The sequence below is a fragment of the Providencia sp. PROV119 genome, assembly GCF_028482435.1.
GTDB classification, from domain to species: Bacteria; Pseudomonadota; Gammaproteobacteria; order Enterobacterales; family Enterobacteriaceae; genus Providencia; species Providencia stuartii.
On the sequence record NZ_JAMPQL010000014.1, the window covers coordinates 51,557 to 73,595 of the forward strand.

Annotated in this window: 18 protein-coding genes; 6 read left to right on the top strand and 12 right to left on the bottom strand. The window is 44.0% G+C overall.

What is annotated here, in order from left to right:
• Positions 1 to 155 precede the first annotated feature (155 nt).
• Positions 156 to 2,990 (top strand): excinuclease ABC subunit UvrA, encoded by a 2,835-nt coding sequence (uvrA, locus tag PSF11_RS13165; protein ID WP_061064667.1) that lies wholly within the window; start codon positions 156 to 158, stop codon positions 2,988 to 2,990.
• A gap of 249 nt (positions 2,991 to 3,239) precedes the next feature.
• Complete coding sequence (locus PSF11_RS21330) at positions 3,240 to 3,350, top strand: transposase domain-containing protein (protein ID WP_350572682.1); 111 nt, start codon at positions 3,240 to 3,242, stop codon at positions 3,348 to 3,350.
• Positions 3,351 to 3,563: 213 nt separating this feature from the next.
• On the opposite strand, the gene PSF11_RS13170 is transcribed toward PSF11_RS21330, so the two are convergent.
• From PSF11_RS13170 to dnaB, 3 genes are all read right to left on the bottom strand, one after another.
• Positions 3,564 to 4,760: an amino acid aminotransferase gene (locus PSF11_RS13170; protein WP_014656877.1), complete on the bottom strand. Its 1,197-nt coding sequence runs from the start codon at positions 4,758 to 4,760 to the stop codon at positions 3,564 to 3,566.
• 69 nt (positions 4,761 to 4,829) lie between these two features.
• The gene (gene alr, locus PSF11_RS13175) at positions 4,830 to 5,912 is read right to left on the bottom strand and encodes an alanine racemase (protein ID WP_004924542.1); all 1,083 of its coding nucleotides are present in this window, start codon (positions 5,910 to 5,912) and stop codon (positions 4,830 to 4,832) included.
• Between the two features lie 141 nt (positions 5,913 to 6,053).
• The gene (dnaB, locus tag PSF11_RS13180) at positions 6,054 to 7,463 is read right to left on the bottom strand and encodes a replicative DNA helicase (RefSeq protein ID WP_004924545.1); all 1,410 of its coding nucleotides are present in this window, start codon (positions 7,461 to 7,463) and stop codon (positions 6,054 to 6,056) included.
• Between the two features lie 329 nt (positions 7,464 to 7,792).
• Here dnaB and PSF11_RS13185 point away from each other — a divergent pair, with 329 nt between their 5' ends.
• The gene (locus tag PSF11_RS13185) at positions 7,793 to 8,776 is read left to right on the top strand and encodes an NADPH:quinone reductase (RefSeq protein WP_036942008.1); all 984 of its coding nucleotides are present in this window, start codon (positions 7,793 to 7,795) and stop codon (positions 8,774 to 8,776) included.
• Between the two features lie 37 nt (positions 8,777 to 8,813).
• Here the strand turns inward: PSF11_RS13185 and dusA are convergent, their stop codons facing one another.
• From dusA to PSF11_RS13215, 6 genes are all read right to left on the bottom strand, one after another.
• Positions 8,814 to 9,827 carry a tRNA dihydrouridine(20/20a) synthase DusA gene (dusA, locus tag PSF11_RS13190; RefSeq protein WP_061064665.1) on the bottom strand — a complete coding sequence of 338 codons (1,014 nt, stop codon included), beginning with the start codon at positions 9,825 to 9,827 and terminating at the stop codon, positions 8,814 to 8,816.
• Between the two features lie 198 nt (positions 9,828 to 10,025).
• Positions 10,026 to 10,820, bottom strand: coding sequence for an inositol monophosphatase family protein (locus tag PSF11_RS13195; protein ID WP_081368638.1), 795 nt, complete (start codon positions 10,818 to 10,820; stop codon positions 10,026 to 10,028).
• Between the two features lie 50 nt (positions 10,821 to 10,870).
• The gene (locus tag PSF11_RS13200) at positions 10,871 to 11,350 is read right to left on the bottom strand and encodes a DUF6882 domain-containing protein (protein ID WP_036942011.1); all 480 of its coding nucleotides are present in this window, start codon (positions 11,348 to 11,350) and stop codon (positions 10,871 to 10,873) included.
• 78 nt (positions 11,351 to 11,428) lie between these two features.
• Complete coding sequence (gene uriH, locus PSF11_RS13205; protein ID WP_004926079.1) at positions 11,429 to 12,364, bottom strand: uridine-preferring nucleoside hydrolase UriH; 936 nt, start codon at positions 12,362 to 12,364, stop codon at positions 11,429 to 11,431.
• 102 nt (positions 12,365 to 12,466) lie between these two features.
• Positions 12,467 to 14,626, bottom strand: a complete 2,160-nt coding sequence (locus PSF11_RS13210; RefSeq protein WP_072502554.1) for an ornithine decarboxylase — start codon at positions 14,624 to 14,626, stop codon at positions 12,467 to 12,469.
• Positions 14,627 to 14,897: 271 nt separating this feature from the next.
• Positions 14,898 to 15,917 carry a mechanosensitive ion channel family protein gene (locus tag PSF11_RS13215; protein ID WP_004926073.1) on the bottom strand — a complete coding sequence of 340 codons (1,020 nt, stop codon included), beginning with the start codon at positions 15,915 to 15,917 and terminating at the stop codon, positions 14,898 to 14,900.
• A 190-nt stretch (positions 15,918 to 16,107) separates the two neighbouring features.
• Between PSF11_RS13215 and PSF11_RS13220 the strand changes: the two genes are divergently transcribed.
• Positions 16,108 to 16,512, top strand: coding sequence for a DUF2750 domain-containing protein (locus tag PSF11_RS13220; RefSeq protein ID WP_072502555.1), 405 nt, complete (start codon positions 16,108 to 16,110; stop codon positions 16,510 to 16,512).
• A gap of 90 nt (positions 16,513 to 16,602) precedes the next feature.
• On the opposite strand, the gene rbsK is transcribed toward PSF11_RS13220, so the two are convergent.
• Positions 16,603 to 17,523 (bottom strand): ribokinase, encoded by a 921-nt coding sequence (gene rbsK / locus PSF11_RS13225; RefSeq protein ID WP_036942016.1) that lies wholly within the window; start codon positions 17,521 to 17,523, stop codon positions 16,603 to 16,605.
• Between the two features lie 171 nt (positions 17,524 to 17,694).
• Between rbsK and deoC the strand changes: the two genes are divergently transcribed.
• Together deoC and deoR are read left to right on the top strand one after the other, a co-directional pair.
• Positions 17,695 to 18,363, top strand: a complete 669-nt coding sequence (gene deoC, locus PSF11_RS13230) for a deoxyribose-phosphate aldolase (RefSeq protein WP_014656886.1) — start codon at positions 17,695 to 17,697, stop codon at positions 18,361 to 18,363.
• 46 nt (positions 18,364 to 18,409) lie between these two features.
• Positions 18,410 to 19,189: a DNA-binding transcriptional repressor DeoR gene (gene deoR / locus PSF11_RS13235; protein WP_014656887.1), complete on the top strand. Its 780-nt coding sequence runs from the start codon at positions 18,410 to 18,412 to the stop codon at positions 19,187 to 19,189.
• A 93-nt stretch (positions 19,190 to 19,282) separates the two neighbouring features.
• Here the strand turns inward: deoR and rnz are convergent, their stop codons facing one another.
• Both rnz and rtcR read right to left on the bottom strand, forming a co-directional pair.
• Entirely contained in the window at positions 19,283 to 20,197 is a 915-nt protein-coding gene (rnz, locus tag PSF11_RS13240) for a ribonuclease Z (RefSeq protein WP_040132740.1), read from the bottom strand.
• 99 nt (positions 20,198 to 20,296) lie between these two features.
• Positions 20,297 to 21,877, bottom strand: a complete 1,581-nt coding sequence (gene rtcR, locus PSF11_RS13245; RefSeq protein WP_004926065.1) for an RNA repair transcriptional activator RtcR — start codon at positions 21,875 to 21,877, stop codon at positions 20,297 to 20,299.
• Positions 21,878 to 22,039: the final 162 nt, after the last annotated feature.

Consider the following 22,039-nt stretch of genomic DNA (forward strand, 5'->3'; position numbering starts at 1 on the left):
TTCAGTGCGAATGAATATAATCAACAACGCGACAACTCAAGATCACATGATTATAATCTGTTTTTTAATAAAACACTGTATATTCATTCAGTCTGAATTGTGCGATAATGATTCACTTATGATTGTTCACTATCAAATCATCCGGGAAGTGGTAAATGGATAATATCGAAGTACGCGGTGCCCGCACTCATAATCTGAAAAACATCAATCTCATCATCCCCCGAGACAAACTGATAGTTATTACGGGGTTGTCAGGTTCAGGGAAATCATCATTAGCTTTTGACACACTCTATGCAGAAGGTCAACGGCGCTATGTAGAGTCCTTATCCGCCTATGCAAGGCAATTTCTCTCACTGATGGAGAAACCCGATGTTGATCATATAGAAGGGTTATCACCCGCTATTTCGATTGAACAAAAATCCACCTCTCATAACCCAAGGTCAACGGTGGGCACAATCACCGAAATCCATGACTACTTACGTTTATTATTTGCCCGTGTAGGTGAACCACGCTGCCCAGATCACGATATTCCGCTAGCGGCTCAAACCGTGAGTCAAATGGTCGATAACGTGCTAGCACAGCCTGTTGATCGTCGCATGATGTTATTAGCCCCTGTCGTGAAAGACCGCAAAGGTGAACATGTCAAATTGTTAGATAACTTGGCCTCTCAGGGCTATATTCGTGCACGTATCGACGGTGAAGTGTGTGATCTGTCCGATCCTCCAACGTTGGAGTTACAAAAGAAGCATACCATTGAAGTTGTGGTTGACCGCTTTAAGATCCGTGATGATATCGCACAGCGCCTCGCTGAATCTTTCGAAACCGCTCTTGAGCTATCCGGCGGTACCGCGATTGTTGCCGATATGGATGATCCCGACGCAGAAGAGTTAGTGTTTTCAGCCAATTTTGCCTGCTCGGTATGCGGCTATAGCATGGTGGAATTAGAGCCTCGCTTATTCTCCTTTAATAACCCCGCCGGGGCATGTCCGAGCTGTGATGGCCTTGGTGTTCAACAATTTTTTGATCCTGAAAGGGTGATCCAAAATACCGAGATATCACTCGCAGGTGGGGCTATTCGCGGCTGGGATCGCCGGAACTTCTACTACTTCCAAATGCTGCAATCCCTTGCTGAGCATTATAAATTTGATGTTGAAGCCCCTTATGATTCTCTGAGTCCTTCCATTCAGAAAATTATTCTGTACGGCTCAGGTAAAGAGACGATTGAGTTCAAATATCGTAATGATCGCGGCGATATTACGGTTCGTCACCACCCTTTTGAAGGGGTGCTCAATAACATGGAACGCCGCTATAAAGAAACGGAATCAACGGCGGTACGGGAAGAACTCGCCAAATACATTAGCAATCGCCCTTGTGTGACATGTCACGGAACACGTTTACGTAAAGAGGCGCGTTTTGTTTTTGTCGAAAATACCACGTTGCCTGAAATTGCTGACTACAGTATTGGTCATGCGATGGCGTTTTTCCAAAATCTTAAACTCAGCGGGCAACGGGCAAAAATTGCAGAAAAAGTCCTTAAAGAAATTAGTGACCGATTAAAATTTTTGGTGAATGTTGGTCTTAATTACTTAACGCTTTCTCGTTCGGCAGATACTTTATCGGGCGGTGAGGCGCAACGTATCCGTCTCGCTAGTCAAATTGGTGCAGGCCTTGTCGGGGTCATGTATGTTCTGGATGAACCGTCAATCGGTCTCCATCAACGCGATAATGATCGCTTGTTGGAAACCCTCATTCATCTACGCAATCTAGGTAATACCGTTATTGTGGTAGAGCACGATGAAGATGCTATTCGCGCCGCAGATCATATCATTGATATTGGTCCGGGGGCTGGCGTCCATGGTGGTCAAATCGTTGCACAAGGCACCTTAGAAGATATTGTCGCCAATACAGACTCTTTAACAGGCAAGTTCCTAAGTGGCGAACGGCGCATTGATATCCCTAAAAAACGGGTTCCCGTCAATAAAGACAAGATGCTCAAACTGTTTGGCGCTAAAGGGAATAACCTGAAAAATGTGACCTTAAAGCTTCCTGTTGGCCTATTTACCTGTATCACTGGGGTATCGGGTTCAGGGAAATCCACATTGATCAACGATACCTTATTCCCTATCGCACAACGTCAATTGAATGGTGCCACCACAATTACACCAGCACCTTATCTTGATGTTGAAGGGCTTGAACACTTTGACAAAGTCATCGATATCGACCAAAGCCCTATCGGGCGAACGCCTCGCTCAAATCCAGCGACTTATACAGGGGTGTTTACACCGATTCGTGAGTTATTTGCTGGTGTACCGGAATCTCGTACTCGTGGCTACAATCCAGGTCGTTTTAGCTTTAACGTTAAAGGGGGGCGCTGTGAAGCCTGCCAAGGTGATGGTGTTATCAAAGTTGAAATGCACTTCTTACCTGACGTTTATGTGCCCTGTGATCAATGTAAAGGTAAGCGCTATAACCGCGAAACATTAGAGATAAAATATAAAGGCAAAAGTATCCACGAAGTGCTTGATATGACTATCGAAGAGGCTCGTGATTTCTTTGATGCTGTGCCAGCACTGGCTCGTAAGCTGCAAACCTTGATGGATGTGGGGTTATCCTATATCCGCTTAGGCCAATCAGCGACGACCTTATCCGGTGGTGAAGCACAACGTGTGAAACTGGCTCGTGAGCTATCGAAACGCGGTACTGGGCAAACCATCTATATCCTTGATGAGCCAACCACTGGGCTGCATTTTGCCGATATTCAGCAGCTTTTGACGGTACTGCATCAATTACGTGACCAAGGCAATACGATTGTCGTCATTGAACATAACTTAGATGTGATCAAAACCGCTGATTGGATTGTTGATTTAGGCCCTGAAGGGGGAAGTGGTGGCGGTGAAATCTTGATTGCTGGTACACCTGAAGAAGTAGCTGAATGTGAAAAATCGCATACTGCTCGTTTCTTAAAACCCATCTTAGCACGGGGCTACTAACCACAAGCGTGACAGCGCCTTATTTTGAAATCGAAAAACGCGGGCAAAACCCTAATGCCGATCAGTCAGTTAAGAACTCAATAATAGGTTGAACGATCCTACAGTGCTGTAAAAATCCGTAATCATCCCAAGATTACGGATTTTTTTATGTTACTTAGTCAAGCTCTCAAGACTGTTCAGGCTTTTTCGCCAAAATAATTTACAGCCCTTTCTGAGCTCCTTTCCGCTGAACTCATTGACGAATGTCTCGTGGATACTGGGATTGTTACAATAAGAAAACGCCGTCTTCCGATGGGAATGATGGTATGGGCTGTAATGGAAATCTCTCTTTTTCGTTCTCTTTCCATGGCTCAAGTCTAAGCCTACTTTCCGCAGTAGCTCCGGGGAAAATACCGAAATTCATCAATGAGATATTGGCTATGGCTGGAAGTTTTGTACTACCTAGTAGGCGACAAAGGCATTACTCTTGAGCAGTAAAGAAAAAGCCGCAACGGTATCCGTTACGGCGATATTAATGACTTAACTGACAAGCATTAGGGCAAAACCCGCGTTTTTTAATCAATAATTCACGAATTATTTGCTTACAGCAGCGAACGCTTCAACAATACGTTGAACATTATGACGGTTTACACCAGCCATACAAACACGCCCCGTACCCACTAAGTAGACAGCAAACTCATCTTTCAAACGCGCAACCTGCTCTTTCGAGAAGCCTGTGTAACTAAACATACCGCGTTGTTTTAACAGATGGTCAAAGTTTTTTTCTGGTAGTGCTTTTTTCAGTTCATCCACCAGAACAGTACGCATTTCTAAAATACGTACGCGCATCTCTTCAACTTCCTTCAACCATTGTGCTTTCTGTTCACTGTTTGTGAGAACTTGCGCCACAATTTTAGCCCCATTTGACGGTGGGCTTGAGTATAGGCGACGTACCCCTGCTTTTAATTGGCCTAATACGCGGTCACGTTCTTCTTGGCTTTCACAAATAACTGACAAACCACCAGCACGTTCACCATAGATACCAAAAATTTTAGAGAATGAATTACTCACAAACACAGGCAAGCCTGCTTTTACCATCGCACGGATAGCATAAGCATCTTCTTCAATACCTTCCGCAAATCCTTGATATGCAATATCCAAGAATGGGATCAGTTTTTGTGCCTTAGCCACTTTAGTCACTTCATCCCACTGCTCTGGCGTGAGATCTGAACCGGTTGGGTTATGGCAGCAAGGGTGCATTAAAATGATGCTATTTTCTGGCAATGTCTTAAATGTTGCCAGCATTTCAGCAAATTTTACCCCTTTGCTCTTTTCATCAAAGTAAGGGTAATAGTGAACTTTAGTACCTGCTCCAGAGAAAATTGATGCATGGTTTTCCCATGTAGGGTCACTGCACCACACCTCTGATTTAGGGAAGTAATGGTTGAGGAAATCCGCACCCAATTTTAGTGCCCCTGAACCACCGATAGTTTGTACTGTCGCGATACGTTCTTGCGCAATAAGAGGACAATCAGCACCGAAGAGTAATTTTTGGATCTCTAGGCGATAATCTTTGAGACCTTCCATCGGTAAATACAGTGACGCGCTTGCTGGTAACTTGTTTAATTCCGCTTTCGCATGACCAACAGTTTTCAGCTCAGGTGTTTTACCTTCCCCATCATAGTATAAGCCGATACTCAGGTTGATCTTGTTTTCACGAGTATCTTTATTAAATTCATCCATCAGCGATAAGATCGGATCGCCCGGGTAAGAATCAACATGTTGGTACACAGTACATCTCCATAATCAGATAAAAATAATATTTTTTTGTTTCGTCTTTTGAAAATAACCCTTTGTTTGCTATTCGTCTACATATTCCATGACAACTCTTGAGGTTAATTTAGTCAGTAACTCATAATTGATAATGCCTGTTTGTGCGGCGATTTCTTCAACTGGCAGAGATTTCCCCCATAAAATCACCTCATCACCCACTTTATCATTGGCATTTGGCCCAAGATCAACGGTGATCATATCCATTGAAACTCGTCCTACAATAGGCACTTTTCGCCCATTTACCAAAACTGGCGTACCTGAAGGCGCGCTTCGGGGATAACCATCACCATAACCTATCGCAACAACGCCCAACCGAGTGTCACGCTGGCTACACCATGTTGCACCATAACCCACACATTGCCCAGCAGCATGCTCCCTAACAGCAATCAATGTTGATTTTAGTGTCATCACACTTTGTAAGCCAAAATGCTCGGCGGATGTGCCTTCTTGAGGGGAGGCACCATACATGATGATCCCCGGCCTAACCCAGTCATAATGGGCATCTGGCCATAATAAGATCCCTGCCGATGCCGCAATCGATTTTTCTCCGGCCTTATTGGCAACAAACTGTTTAAAGCAGTGAATTTGATTTGCTGTTGTCGGTAATTCAGGTTCATCAGCCTGACAGAAATGGCTGATAATATTGATGGGGTGTTTGACGTTTTTACACGCTTGCAAGCGCTGATAGAATGCTTCCGCATCTTGAGGCAACACGCCTAAGCGGTGCATGCCTGTGTCGAGTTTCATCCAAACTTTAATCGGGTTCGCCAATTCGGTTGCTTCCAGCATTGCAAGCTGTTCAACACAGTGGATAACCGTATCGATTTGATGTTCCACTAACAAGGGGAGATCAGAATGTTCGAAAAAACCTTCAAGTAATACAATAGGAGCCGTTATCCCTCGTTCCCTCAGTGCCAGAGCTTCTTTAAGTCGGGCGACACCAAAACCATCAACGAGATCTTCAAGGGTGGTGCTGACTTCGGTTAATCCATGGCCATAAGCATTTGCTTTAACAATGGCAATTAAACGGCTGTGTGGTGCGAGTTCTCTAACTCGTTGCAGATTATGTCGCAGAGCGCGGCGGTTAATTAAAGCGGTTGCCGCTTTCATTATGTCCTCTTTTTACTTTCTTATAAATCATCCAAGATGCAGCTCAGCGCCAAAGATAGATAAGCCGCTTGCTGCATACATACTCATCTGACTAGCCCACATGAGCCTAGTCAACAACACTGCCGCTTTTAGTATGACAGATCACTCATCGTCATAGGCAGGCCCCGCATAGTTATCAAAGCGAGACCATTGACCATTGAACGTTAATCGAACCGTACCAATCGGACCGTTACGCTGTTTACCGATAATGATTTCCGCCACCCCTTTCAAGTCACTGTTATCGTGATAAACCTCATCACGATAGATAAACATAATAAGGTCAGCATCCTGCTCAATAGAGCCTGATTCACGTAAGTCTGAGTTGACTGGACGTTTATCCGCGCGTTGTTCCAAGCTCCGGTTAAGCTGTGATAGCGCCACAACAGGCACATTAAGTTCTTTAGCTAATGCCTTCAGTGACCGAGAAATTTCAGCAATTTCAAGTGTACGGTTATCCGATAATGCAGGGACTCTCATTAACTGTAAATAGTCAATCATAATCAGACTTAAACCACCATGCTCTCGATAGATACGACGCGCACGGGAACGTACTTCTGTTGGTGTTAAGCCAGAGGAGTCATCGATGTACATGTTGCGCTTTTCTGACAGAATCCCCATGGTGCTAGAAATACGCGCCCAGTCCTCGTCGTCAAGCTGGCCTGTACGAATACGTGTTTGATCAACACGCGATAAGGAGGCCAACATACGCATCATGATCTGGCTACCGGGCATCTCCAAACTGAAGATCAACACGGGTTTTTCTTCCGTCATCGCTGCATTTTCACACAAGTTCATCGCAAAAGTGGTTTTCCCCATTGATGGACGAGCTGCAACAATAATAAGGTCAGAGCCTTGTAGACCCGCCGTTTTCTTATCGAGATCTTGGTAACCTGTCGACACCCCTGTCACACCATCGTGAGGTTGCTGATACAGTTTTTCTATTTTTTCAATGGTTTCAGCCAAAATTGCTTCAATATCTTTTGGCCCTTCGTCCTTATTCGCTCTCGACTCTGCAATTTGGAACACCTTCGTTTCGGCAAAATCGAGTAAATCTTCACTGCTACGCCCCTGTGGGTCGTAACCCGCATCGGCGATATCATTCGCGACTTTGATCATGTCACGCACAACAGCACGTTCGCGGACGATGTCGGCGTAAGCATTGATATTCGCAGCACTTGGGGTATTTTTTGATAACTCGGCAAGGTAAGCAAACCCCCCGACATCATCCAATTTACCTTCCTGTTCAAGGGATTCGGATAATGTGATCAAATCGATGGGTTTACCCTGCTCGAGCAGAGTTTGCATTTGAGCAAAAATGGTACGATGCGGATGACTGTAAAAGTCTGCATGGGTGACACGCTCGGAAACAGTATCCCAACGGTCATTATCCAGCATCAACCCTCCCAATACAGACTGCTCGGCTTCGATAGAGTGTGGTGGAAGTTTTAAGCCTTCCATTTGCTGATCGCGCGGCGCACTGTACTTGTTTTCTGAAGGGTATTTCTTAGCCATACTTTCTTATCCACATCCATAATTAACTAGCACATTAGTATACGCCAAACTTGTTACTGACGTTGGCTTTCTTTGTGTTTTTCTAACGGGTATTGTGCCTTTCGTCGTTGTGGCACTAACCAATAATTCTATCATCAAACCATAGCGTTATTATTGCGTGATTGATATGGTAGGCAAATCAAACGCGAAATCATTTGTGTTGTTTGTTGAAGGCAAGAAATTATCCCTATTGAGCCAGCGATGAGAAAATGGGCGTTGTCTGCCCATCATCCAGCCGGTAATTTGATTATACGACAAGTACAAGCAGACTGTTCCTATCGGAGATGATCATGGTAAAACGTATTGAATTTGCACAACATGGTGGCCCAGAAGTTCTCAGCTATTCCGATTTCGACCTAAAAGAGCCTGCCGATAACGAAATTCAGATAGAAAATCATGCAATCGGCATCAACTATATTGATACTTATGTCCGTAGTGGGTTATACCCCGTCGCGAGTTTACCATCGGGGCTTGGTACTGAAGCTGCGGGCATTGTGGTAAAAACCGGCTCCCAAGTGACAGGTTTTCGCCCAGGTGACCGAGTGATGTATGCTCAAGGCCCGCTAGGTGCTTATAGTGAAGTTCATAATGTTCCTGAACATGCTGTTGCCCATCTTCCTGATGGAATTTCATTTCAACAGGCTGCCGCCTGTGGCCTGAAAGGTATGACTGTCTATTATCTGCTGAATCAAACCTATCAAATCAAACGAGATGAAATCTTTTTATTCCATGCGGCTGCGGGTGGTGTAGGCCTGATTGCTTGCCAATGGGCAAAAGCGCTTGGCGCTAAAATGATTGGTACCGTTGGCAGCGCTGAAAAAGCAGAGCGCGCTAAAGCGGCGGGGGCATGGGAAGTCATCAATTATCAAACAGAAGATATCGCGGCACGAGTCAAAGAGATCACTCAAGGTGAAAAGGTGAATGTCGTGTACGACTCAGTGGGCCAATCAACTTGGATTGCCTCATTAGATTCACTAAAACGCCGAGGTTTAATGGTGAGCTTTGGTAACGCATCCGGCCCTGTGACCGGCGTGAACTTAGGGATTTTAAACCAAAAAGGCGGCTTATACGTCACTCGCCCATCATTAGGGGTCTATGTCACTAATCGGGCGGAGTTAGATCAGGCAAGCCATGCGCTGTTTGATATGATCTTAAGTGGCAAATTGAATGTGGATGTCCCTGAAAAACAGATCTTTGCCTTGAAAGATGTGCAAACGGCCCACCGCACATTAGAGTCGAGAAAAACCCAAGGCTCTAGCCTGCTAATCCCATAATTTTGAGTGAGATGCCAACGACGGTTGGCACCTCACACTACAATTGGTCGCGGGTGACGAATGCAAGAGCCTGCTCGACCACCGCCAAATCAGCCCCTTTCTTATGGGCATTTTCACTCAAATAGCGCCGCCATTGGCGAGCACCGGGTATTCCTTGAAATATCCCTAACATATGACGAGTGATATGACCAAGATAAGTGCCTTGTGATAACTCTTTTTCGATATACGGGAACATTTGGCGCACAGCATCCACCGCATTCACCACGGGTAATTGGCTATCGAATAATTGGTTATCTACCGCGGTCAAAATAGAGGGATTTTGATAGGCTTCACGCCCTACCATCACGCCATCAAGGTGACGTAAATGCTCTTTTGCCTCTTCCAGTGTTTTTATTCCCCCGTTAATCGCCATGGTTAAGTGGGGAAAATCCCGTTTTAGCTGATAAACGCGCGGATAGTCCAATGGAGGAATTTCACGGTTTTCTTTCGGACTTAGGCCGGATAACCACGCCTTACGCGCATGGATGATAAACATTTCACAACCGCCTTTAGTTGAGACGGTATCAATAAAATCACACAGGAATTCGTAGCTATCTTGCTCATCAATGCCAATGCGTGTTTTCACTGTGACAGGTATCGACACAACATCCTGCATCGCTTTCACGCAATCAGCCACAAGCTGAGCATCCGCCATTAGGCAAGCGCCAAAACGACCATTTTGTACGCGGTCTGAAGGGCAACCAACATTGAGGTTGATTTCATCATAACCACGCTCTTGCGCCAACTTTGCACATTGCGCTAATGCCTCAGGGTCGCTCCCCCCCAGCTGTAATGCTACTGGCTGCTCTTCTTCACTAAATGCCAGATAATCGCCCTTACCATGAATAATGGCACCTGTTGTAACCATTTCAGTATAGAGCAACGTATTTTTGCTCAATAAGCGATGAAAATATCGGCAATGGCGGTCAGTCCAGTCGAGCATCGGCGCAACGGAAAATCGATTTATGTTTTTATAGCCTGTCATACCTTGAAAAACCTTGTTTTCAGTCATTTTTATATTTGACGTGTTTCGGTGTATCTTAACCTATTTAATCTGTTTTTGCTGTATTGGAAACACGACTAAGGACACCATGGCTTTGGTGTCCTCAACAAATGACGGCTCCCCGCCGTAAAACTGATTTGCTGCCATAAAGCACGCCGATTTTTTTAGAGTAGAAACTTTCATTACCTACGGTCGAGTTTACTCTATTTACGGGTTCATTAACTTAACCAGTTGATCGGCAAGTTCAGGCGTTGAGGCACTCAATAGGCTGCCACTAAACATGACGTTATCGCGCTCACCACTTAACGAACATACATCCCCCCCCGCTTCACGAATACATGGTATCAATGCTGCGCTATCCCACGGTTTCATAATCGTATCAATGGCCCCATGTAGACGCCCTGTTGCCACCATGGCATGCTGGTAAGCATCGTTGGCAAAAATAAAGTCGCGAGCGCAACTGACAACACGGTCAAGATGGTAAATCGTTGTACCTTCTCGTTGATTGTAAGTGCTACTGTGGATCCCCGATGCGGAAATGACGGCATTAGCGACCTCTTTAGGCGCATCAGTACCTAATGTTAGCCGCCGAGATAAACCGTTATGTGTTTCCAAGTAGCAACCTTGCCCTTTTGCTGCGTAAACTACCGTTGAAATGACAGGGAAGCTGATCACCCCAACGATAGGCTCCCCCTTTTCAACATAAGCAATCAAAGTGCTAAAGAGTGGAATGCCATAAATAAAGGCACGCGTGCCATCAATCGGGTCAATCACCCATCCAGATTCAAAAACAGTATCGCCTTCAAGGCCAAATTCTTCACCAAGGATCGGCACATCCGGTGTGTGTTGGGCAAAGTGCTCACGCAATGCCGACTCAACACGTAAATCTGTTTCCGTGACCACTGAACGGTCGGGCTTATAGTCAAAACTGCCCGCACCTTGAAATGCTTCTACGGTCATCGCTCTGACTGATTTTGCCGCTTCAAGCGCAATCGCCAGCATACTGTGGGCTCCTATTTAAAATATAACATTATGGCAATCATAACCCATGATTATGCTTGGGTTTTATGCAGTTTGACCTCACCAAAGGTCATAAAAATCAATGTGCTCCCTGCGACCCCACGATAAGCCCCTTGCTGCTGATTCAATTCGCAAGCGAGTGCCGTAAATAGCCATGCTTCATTTTCCGAGATGTCACACATCGCATCGGTAAGCTGCTCATAACCTTTGCGTTCAGCAAATTCTTGTACAGCCAATGCGTCTTGTAACAATGGCTCCTCAATCGAGCTATTTGCCCATCCCCACATCCAACTCCCTTGGTTTTGATCATAAGTACCAATGATTTGCACGGGAGCAACAGCAACGAGACCGTCTGGAGCATGAAAAACAATTGTGCCCTCTTCTTGATCGACTGACCAACTCGCCTGATCAAGATGCCAAGTATCACAGTGGAATTGGCTTTTATGCTGTAGAGCATTCATACTTCGCTCGATTAACGTATCGTAAGGTAAATCTTCAAGTTCTTGATTCATCCATATATTCCTTAAACTACAGCGTGATTATCGAACGTCAGTTTTTTATCTTATTTATCCTATAAACTGTCTTATTCACTAACCAATATTTTTTAATGCATCGACGACCAATTGCCAAAACTTAGCATGATCGAGTTTGACGGCAACCTGAGTATGGCAATCTTCAGGAGCCGGATGGCGGAAATCGGCCACAGTCATTCCAAGGGTGAGAGTTCCTGTCAGTTCAATATCTACAGGTACGCGCTGTGTCGTCATGACGGAAGGGTCGATAACATAGGCAACGGCACAGGGATCATGCACTGGTGGAGCATCAAATCCTTGTGCTTGTTTATACATTTTGCCAAAGAAATCGAGTAATTCGACGACAAATTTCGCGCAGGGTGTTCCCACGTCAGCAATGTTAGCAACGATATCTGTGGTGGCAAGCGCTTGATGGGTGAGATCTAAACCAACCATCGTTAGTGGCCATTTTTCATTAAAAACAATATGTGCCGCTTCTGGATCAATTTTGATATTAAACTCAGCCACAGGACTCCAATTTCCTACATGGTAGCCTCCGCCCATCAGCACGACTTCTTTGACGCGTTCGACGATACGTGGCTCCAACCTTGCGGCTAATGCGATATTGGTTAGCGCCCCAGTAGGCACTAAAGTGATTGTTTTGGGTGGATGCGACATGATCAATTTAATGATCAATTCTACCGCATGGCAGTTTTCCAAAGTCAACGATGGCTCAGGTAGTTGAGGACCATCTAACCCAGAGTCACCATGAATATCGGGGGCAATTTCAACTTCACGTACCAGTGGTCGTGAGGAGCCGGCAGCAAAAGGAATACCACGAATTTTTGCCATTTCAGCAACGGCTAAGGCATTGCGAGTCACTTTTTCAAGCGTTTGGTTACCAGCAACGGTCGTCACTGCCAGTAAGTCAATTTCAGGGTTGCCATAAGCTAATAGCATCGCAATTGCATCGTCATGTCCGGGGTCGCAATCAAGGATGATTTTCTTTGCCATACACCTTACCTTATTGAATTAAAAGGGAGCCTTTTATTAAAGCTCCCAATGTAACCAGCTAACAAAGTAAAATCTATGAGCTTTCGCCGATTTAAAAAATGTTTACTTCAAAACATGCGCATAGACACGTTTTTGTCCATCTTCTGTTTTCGGGATATATACCCCTTGTAGCTCAGGCGCAAATCCCGGAAGCAAGTTGATCCCCGCCTCCAAAGCTTGGAAGTAACGCAAGACAGGCCCTTCCCAAACTTCACCGGGCACCACACACAGTACGCCCGGAGGATAAGGCAGCGCCCCCTCAGCGGCAATACGCCCTTCTAGCTCACATAGAGGAAGCAGCTCCACGTTGCCGCGAATAAACTCAAGGTGCGCTTGTTGTGGGTTCATTTTCACTGTCGGAAAATGCTGCTTACGGAACATCTCTTTTTGCAATTGCTTAATATTGTACTGAACACTCAACTGGTGCATTTCTTGGCACAAACGACGTAATGTGTAGCCTTGATAATGCTCTTGGTAGCGTTGATAAACGGACGGTAACACTTCTTCCAGTGAAGCATCTTCATCCAGTAATTGTTCAAAACGAACCAAATGGGTAACTAGTAGCTCTAATTTCTCTTTACTCTCTGCAGGGGTGAGTAAAAATAGGATGGAATTTAAGTCACATTTCTCGGGGATCACACCATGTTCACGTAAGAAATGCGCCAATATAGTCGCCGGAACGCCAAAGGATTCGTATTCACCACTTTGAGCATCGATACCCGGCGTTGTTAGCATCAACTTACAAGGGTCAACAAAATATTGATTTTCCGCATACCCTTCAAACGCATGCCAACGTTCATTAGGAATAAAATTAAAGAAGCGCTGTTCAGAAGCAATTTGCGCCGTTGGGTACTCTTGCCATGGTTTTCGGTCGACAAATTCAGGCACAAAGGGTCTAAAATAATGGCAGTGGTTGATAATGGCTTTTCTAACCTCAATGCCAAGTCTTACGCACTCCATCCACATCATTTCCCCTGCATCCCCTTGATGCATACGCGCATTGACATCTAACGAGGCAAACAGCGGATAAAATGGACTGGTAGACGCGTGCATCATAAAAGCGTTATTCAGCTTTTTATGCGAGACAAAGCGCTCTTGCCCTTTAATATGATTATCTTTTTTATGGATTTGCGACGCTTGCGAGAACCCTGCCAATTGTTTATGCACCGATTGAGTCACCATAATACCAGGATCATTTTCATTTAATTCAAGTAATAGTGGCGAACATTGGCGCATCATAGGGATAAATTGTTCGTAGCCAACCCACGCAGAATCGAACAAAATATACTCACATAAATGACCAATTTTATCGACAACCTGCCTTGCATTGTAAACCGTGCCGTCATAAGTACCGAGCTGGATCACCGCTAAGCGGAATGGACGTTCACGCGTATTTTTTTCAGGCATGACGTCATTAATCAATGAACGCAAGTAGTCCTCTTCAAAACAATGCGCATCGATTCCCCCGATAAAACCAAATGGGTTACGTGCCGTTTCAAGGTAAACCGGTGTTGCACCCGCTTGGATCAGGGCGCCATGGTGGTTTGATTTATGATTATTGCGATCGAATAAAACCAAGTCTCCCGGTGTTAGCAAGGCATTTAACACGACTTTATTGGAAGAAGAGGTGCCGTTTAGTACAAAATAGGTTTTATCTGCATTAAATACGCGAGCCGCAAATTTCTGTGCTTCTTTCGCAGCCCCTTCATGGATCAGCAGGTCTCCCATCGCGACATCAGCATTACACAAGTCGGTACGAAATAGGTTTTCGCCATAAAATTGGTAAAACTGTTCGCCAGTTGGATGGCGGCGAAAAAATTGTCCACCTTGATGACCCGGACAAGCAAAAGTGACATTATGCCCCGCAGCATAATCCATCATTCGCGCAAAAAATGGCGGTAATAGCTGTTCAAGATAGTGATTTGCCGCTGCAAATAATTGACGACTATTTTCACTACGCTCAGCCGGTGCAGGCGGCAAAATTCCCGTTAAATAAGGAGGATGAGGGATATCATCTGGAAGCTGTTTATCACTAATGATAAACAGCGGAATACTGAGTTTACTCTCTGCAACCCTTTTCCACAGCCCTTGATTGGCATCCAACTCGGATAGCACAACAGCAGCAATATTGTTTAACTGTGCATCGCGAATATCTACCCATTGGAATTCTCCCGTAAAGTAGATAGCGACCCCCTGGCTACATGCCACATTGATTTTTTTCATAACAGTCTGGCTCTTAGTTAGCTGAGGAAAAGAGGCCGACAATATACTTGATAGGAAATCAGATTGGAATTGCCATACAGTGCGGGAATAATTCTAATTTTTCGGGAGGAGATAATATTTGATAACCTACTGTTTAATAGCATAAAAAATTTCTATGCCATTTTTAAGTTATCAGCATTAAACAAGGAGAAATGGGTGCGAAATTCATTAACCGACTAACATTAAGCCTATTAGCAGAATATTAGTCGGCCAATTTCTCTAAACTGGGAGCTTAGTTGTTTTTTTCCATATACAGTGTCTGTGTAGGATAAGCGAAGTCCGCACCATGCTGTTTGACGATGGCAATTATTTTTAAATAGACTTCTTGTTGTGCGGCTAACCATTCGGCCCACACGGTAGTTTTCGTAAAACAATACACCATAATATTCAGTGACGAATCCGCAAACTCATCAAAATAGACTAATAATGTTTGCCCAGTATCAATACTTGGCTCTTGTTGCAACATAGTCCGAATATCACTCACAATAGCGCCGATTTTATCAGCATCTTCATAGCGCAGACCTAATGACGTTTTGATTCGGCGGTTAGTCATACGCCCAGGGTTTTCAACGCTTATCGATGAAAAGAGTGAGTTAGGGATATACAAGGGTCGATGGTCAAAGGTGATAATTTTAGTAATTCGCCAACCAATCTCAACCACCGTACCTTCAATGTTTCTGTCGGGTGAGCTAACCCAATCGCCGATATTAAAAGGCCTATCAAAGTAAAGCATGATCCCTGAGAAGAAGTTACTCAGAATATCTTTACCAGCCATACCGATAGCAATGCCGCCAATCCCGCCGAAGGCCATCAACCCCGATAGGCTCATGCCGAAATGTTCGCCAAATAGTAAAACCATTACGACAAAAATGGTGGTTTTAAAGACTCGAGCGATAATACGTGCAGAGGTTGGATCACTTCCTCTTTTTATTTGCGTTTTTTCAAGTCTATTGACGAGCTGAAACAGCTTACGCACGAGAATGATCGCAATGATGGCAACTGTGATGAAATTAATCAGCGGAGTTGAAATAAAGGTTAAATTAAAATCCGTTGCCGCCATATCCAAATATTGAGCGGCAACCATCACCATACTACACAGCACAGCGGTCTGAATAACATGAATAAAAATACTTTTATTCTTATGCTTATGCCTACGTTTTTTACTTATCATCTCGAAAATAATAGCCACGGCTAAACACACCGCAACGATAGTAACGCCAATGGCATATTTTTCGAGTAATGAATCAATCATATCTCACCGCTCCAAGCTGCCCATTTTACTTTTTAATAAAACTTATATGTCTACTACGCTATTTTCGATAAACTCTTGATGGATCAAACGCAGCAATAAAAAAACCTCACTAAGATAGCAACTTTAAACGTGATTTTCTCAACAATTATCAACTGTTTTTTTAGACTATCTAATATGGATATAACGCATAATGTTTACCCCTGATCCCAAAGAAATTGATACTGTACTTCGATTAAATCTACAACAAAAATACCGCTATTTTGTCAGTAAAGTTGCCGATTGGGGGGAAGTTTGGGTGATTTTCTGCCAAGAGGAGCTTGTTACCATGCGAGATAATAATAGACGCTTATTATTATCTGTTTGGCCTGCTCAAGCCTATGCACAGCGTAATCTTAATGCTCAATGGGCCAAGTGTACGGCAACCAAGCTAACACTGACCCACTTTATGACAGAGATATTGCCAGATATGGATGGCGCAAATATGACAGTTGCCATGATGGTAGACAGTCAATGCCAAACTTATGTGATTGCCGAAGCGAAGTCGCTATTACAAGATTTAATTGAAGCGTGTAAGCACCGCAGCTCATCGATTTAGGCTGATAATTAGCCATAAGGAATAAAACTTTCTCACATGAGTCAGCCTTATGAGCTTATCAGCCTAATTGCCACTCTCGCTCTTAGCGATTCACGATTTAAGCTGCACGAATTCAGCAAATTCTTCAATACTTGGATAAGAGGATTGCGTTCCTTTACCTGTCACACTAAATGCAGAAAACATGACAGCCTTTTTCAAAGCTTCCGCGATATTGCCTGTATGCACATAATAATGAGAGAAACAGCCAATAAAAGCATCCCCTGCACCACTGGTATCCACCGCATTCACTTTAATGGCAGGGATCAACAACTCGTTATCGCGAGTCATCCAGAGTGCACCTTTATCACCCAACGTGACGATAAGATTTTTCAACCCTTTATCGAGCAAAGACTTGGCTGCACGGCGGATGTTTTCCATCGAATCAACAGGCATATTAGTGAGGATCTCAAGCTCAGTTTCATTCGGCACAAAGAAATCACAACGACAAGCAAAATCAAGATCTAACGTACGCTGTGCTGGTGCAGGATTCAGCAATACAGGAATGTTATGTTTGTTACCAAAAGCAATCGCGTGATAAACCGTTTCTAATTGAACCTCAAGCTGCAATACGATCAATTTGCATTTTTTCAAATCGTCAGCCGCACGCTCAATATCTTCAGGGGATAAAAATTTATTTGCTCCTTTCACAATGAGAATGCGATTAGCAGAATTCGGATTAACAAAAATCGGTGCTACACCGCTAGAAGTACATGGCACTTTTTCCACATAACGGGTGTTAATACCATAAGACTCAAGATTACGAATGGTGTTATCAGCAAAAATATCATCACCGACTTTTGTTAACATAATCACTTTTGAATTAAGTTTTGCCGCAGCAACCGCTTGATTGGCACCTTTACCACCACAGCCGATTTTAAATGCAGGCGCCTCCAAGGTCTCACCCTCTTTTGGCATCTGATCCGTATAAGTGATCAGATCGACCATATTTGAACCTATAACTGCTATATCCATAACGCCTCTCATGTTAAATAAATCACATTATGATACTATATTAACATTATCATGTTGCATAAATATCATTCGTGATTAAGATCGCGAATAACGAATGAGCAAGTGTCATATCCGCCACATTTTTTCATTCCTTATTATTGACTCTCTCTATTCTCAATAGGAAAAATTTACATGAAAAATATAGCACAATATATCGATCATACTCTGTTGGCCGCCAATGCAACCGTCAATGACATCAAACAGCTTTGTGCCGAAGCCGCAGAGCACCACTTTGCTTCTGTCTGCGTGAACACAGGTTATGTTCCTTTAGCCAGCGAATGTCTGAAAAACAGCGATGTTATGGTCTGTTGTGTGGTAGGCTTTCCGCTCGGTGCATGCTTAACTGAGGCCAAAGCATTTGAAGCCGCAGAAGCCGTACGCCGTGGTGCTAATGAAGTTGATATGGTGATTAACGTTGGTATGCTAAAAAGTGGTGACCTTGAGTTCGTTCGCCAAGATATTGCCGCCGTTTTAGCGGCTTGTGGTGAGGCAACTTTAAAAGTTATTTTGGAAACTTGCCTATTAACCGATGATGAAATCACCCAAGTTTGTGAAATTTGCCGCACATTAAACGTTGGTTTTGTGAAAACTTCAACAGGTTTCAGTACAATGGGCGCTACAGAGCACCATGTCGCGTTAATGCGTAAAGTCGTTGGTGATAAAATCGGCGTTAAAGCATCAGGTGGTGTGCGTGATCGCGAAACCGCAGAAAAAATGATCAAAGCCGGAGCTAATCGCGTTGGGGCAAGTGCCAGTGTAGCGATTGTTTCGGGAAACAGTGTAACCTCTAATGGCTACTAAATGTTGGGGCGCGGTTAGCCCGCGCCAATAAAGAAAGGATTGATCGGTGATAGAAACGAAACAAAAAGAACGCCTTCGTCGTTTGAGTGAATGTATTAAACGCTCAGGAAGAATTCACCTTAAAGATGCCGCAAGAATACTTGAAGTCTCTGAAATGACGATCCGCCGTGATCTGAATGCCGAGACCGAAGGGCCTATTCCAATGTCTCTGCTTGGTGGTTATATCGTTTCTGTCACCCAACCTTCCTCACTGGCACAAAATGATCCTCAAGCCGACATCTTTACCCCCGATCAAACCGAAGAGCTACATATCCCCAATTTAGCGGCGAGTATGGTGTCAGAAGACGATGTGATCTTTTTCGATAATGGGATCGAAATGGCCACCTTAATCGCCTTGATCCCAGAAGAGATAAGCTTTACAGGGATTTGTTATTCACATAACGTTTTTTTGGCTCTAAGCCAGAAAAAAAATGCCACCGCATTACTCTGTGGGGGGGAATATCGCCCTAAAAGCGACTCATTTTATAACCCGACCCAACCTTCTCTCCTTGATTCGATTAACCCGAAAAAAGCCTTTATCTCGGCTGCCGGTATTCATAGTCACTATGGCGTCACATGCTATAACTTAGACGATTTAGCAATGAAGAAAAAAGCGATGGAAAAATCAATCCGCAAAATTTTGCTCGCCAAATACAACCTGTTTGATGAAGTCGCCACGGCCAATATGGGGGAACTTTCGCAATTTGATGTCATTATTACCAATCGGCAACTCGCTGATGAATATGAAACCTATTGCCGCAATGGGTTTGTGAAAGTCATTTACTGACAGCAGTGATATCCAATTTACTGCCTATTTTTTCGACACGCATGATAACGTGCCGAGTTCATCTATTAGCGAACAAGAGGCCATGCCATCGCTCTAGATTTTAATGGTTAAATAGTCGCTCGCTATCTCGGTATTAGGGAAAATGGCTTGGCACTCCGCCAGCAGCATTGGCATATCTTCAGCGCTATAACGACCACTGATATGCGTCGCAATAAAACGTTTCACACCCGCGTCTCGCGCTAACTGCGCCGCTTGCCCTGTGGTACTGTGCCCCCGATCATTGGCTTTTTCATGATACGCATTTTCCAGCGTCGTTTCATGCACCATAACATCGGCATTCTTTGCCAAGAAAAGAGCCTGTTCCGTTGGTTTGGTATCCCCAAAAATCGCAATGACTTTGCCAGGCTTTGGCTTACCTAAATAATCAGCACCATTAACACGGCGACCGTCGGCTAACATAATAGTTTCACCGGCCTTTAACGCTTGCATCCACGGGCCGCGTGGAATGTTATCTTGCGCTAATTTATCAACATCTAATGAACCTCGTTTAGGATGTTCTTCAATACGGTAACCATAGCATTCAACGCGATGGTCAAGCGGGTAGGCTGTCACGATTAACTCACCATCATCAAACAACTGCCCTGGCTCTATTTCGATCATTTCAAGAGGATAAGTCATATAAGAGCTGCTCAGGGTCAGTACTGTTTCGACATACTGTTTTAAACCTTTTGGACCATATAACGTTAATGGATCAGTTGATCCCCCCATTGAGCGGCTACATAACAGCCCCGGTAATCCAAAAATATGATCTCCATGTAGATGGGTAATAAAAATTTTTTCAATTCTTGGCGCCTTAAATACGCTATTTAAAATGCGATGTTGAGTTCCTTCACCACAATCAAACATCCAGTATGTTTTACGTATGCCTGTTAGGTTTAATAGCATACTGGTGACGTTACGCTCTTTGGTCGGCACACCGGCACTCGTTCCTAAAAAGGTTAACTCCATCTTTTCACACTCCATACTTAACTGTTTTTATTATTTTTATAATAAATAAACTTAATGTTTCTAATAGATTACTGAGTATCTTATCAATTTCGCCAAGCACTAAGCCTTTTTCACCTTATCCCAATCTAATCCAAAACGCGCCAAATACTTACGTAACCTATCTGCATCATTCGGCTGCTTTTTCTGCTGTCTTGAAACAGCAAACAGTACTCTACCCGCTTCTGAGAGACTTGATGAGCGACGGCATACATCTAATACTGTGGCTAATTGTTGCTGCTCAAATAGGTCAATTTCGCCAACTTCTGGCGGCAAGGTGTCTTTTGCTTTTGTGACCCACTGTGATTGCAATCTCATGATCTCTTCATCAACGACCGCTTTTGTCACACGACCACGTTCAGCAAAGGTTGCCATGCGGCTGATTGATGCTCCGAGTTCACGGAAGTTACCCCGCCACAACGCTTGCGCTGAACAGGCAAACGTTAAGTAAGCTTGGCGAGCTTCACTATCAAAGCGGATTTGGCTTTGTGCATCCTGACTAAATTTAGCCAACTCATAATCGATATTAGGCTCAATATCCTCACGTCTTTCCGCCAGCCCAGGTAAGGTGAAAGTCCACATATTGATACGCGCAAATAAATCTTCGCGAAATTTACCCTCTTCAACCCATTGCGCCAAATTACGATGTGTACCCGCTATCAATTGAAAGTCACTTTGCACTTCCTCATCGGAACCGTACGGAAAAAAACTTTTTTCTTCAATGGCTTTTAGTAGCATGGCTTGTTCGTCCAGCCCTAATTCAGCAATTTCATCTAAAAATAAGATACCACCGTCAGCCTCTTTAAGCAGGCCACGACGTGGGTTAATCGCGCCTGTAAACGCGCCTTTAATATGCCCAAATAGCGTTGACATCGCGTTATCACCGCGTAACGTGGCACAGTTAACCTCAACAAAGCGCCCTTTAATATGATGGCGACTTTCTCGCAATTGATAAATTCTGCGCGCCAAAAAGGATTTACCCGCCCCTGTAGGGCCATTTAATAAGATAGGCGCTTTTGAACGTAAAGCGACTCGCTCGATCCGCTCAATCATCGCGTTAAAATTCGCGTTACGAGTTGCGATACCTGATTTTAAAAAAGACACTTGAGCCTGTTGCTCTTTTTGAAAACGGCTCGTGATGTGCGTATAGCGACTGAGGTCGAGATCAATCACCGTATAGATACCCGCGGGATCTTTTTCTCTTCCCGCTTCTGTCGGTGAGGTTTGCAATAATTTAGCGGGTAAATAGTGTGCTTCTGTTAACAAGAACCAGCAGATTTGCACCACGTGAGTACCCGTCGTGATATGAACCAAATACTCTTCATTCTCAGTGTCAAAAGGGTAATTTGAAGAAAAATCCAGTAACGAGGTATAAACCTCTTCAAAATCCCACGGATCAGCAATATCCACCTCGCGTAATATGACCTCCGTCTGTGGTGAGACTTGCTCAATATCCTCTTTCACATGATGAGCCATATTATAATTATTTACCTGATGGATTAATTCAAAGCGATGAATATCCAGATCAGGTTGCTGACATAGCCCAACTGAAGGGCGCCATTTCGTCCACCGATTCGTTCTTTTTCCACGTCGATCCAGTGCCGTACCTAATACGCCAATAACAACCTTACGCTTCTTATTCATTTTATATAAATTTATAAATCACGATAATTAAAGATAAAAAATAGCATAGGTTATTTTTTATCTGAATCATACCAGAATAATTCCAAAAAAATTAAGTTATTACATATCAATAAGATAAATATTTTTTTGTTATTTTAAACAAAGTTGGCACGCTTATCGCAA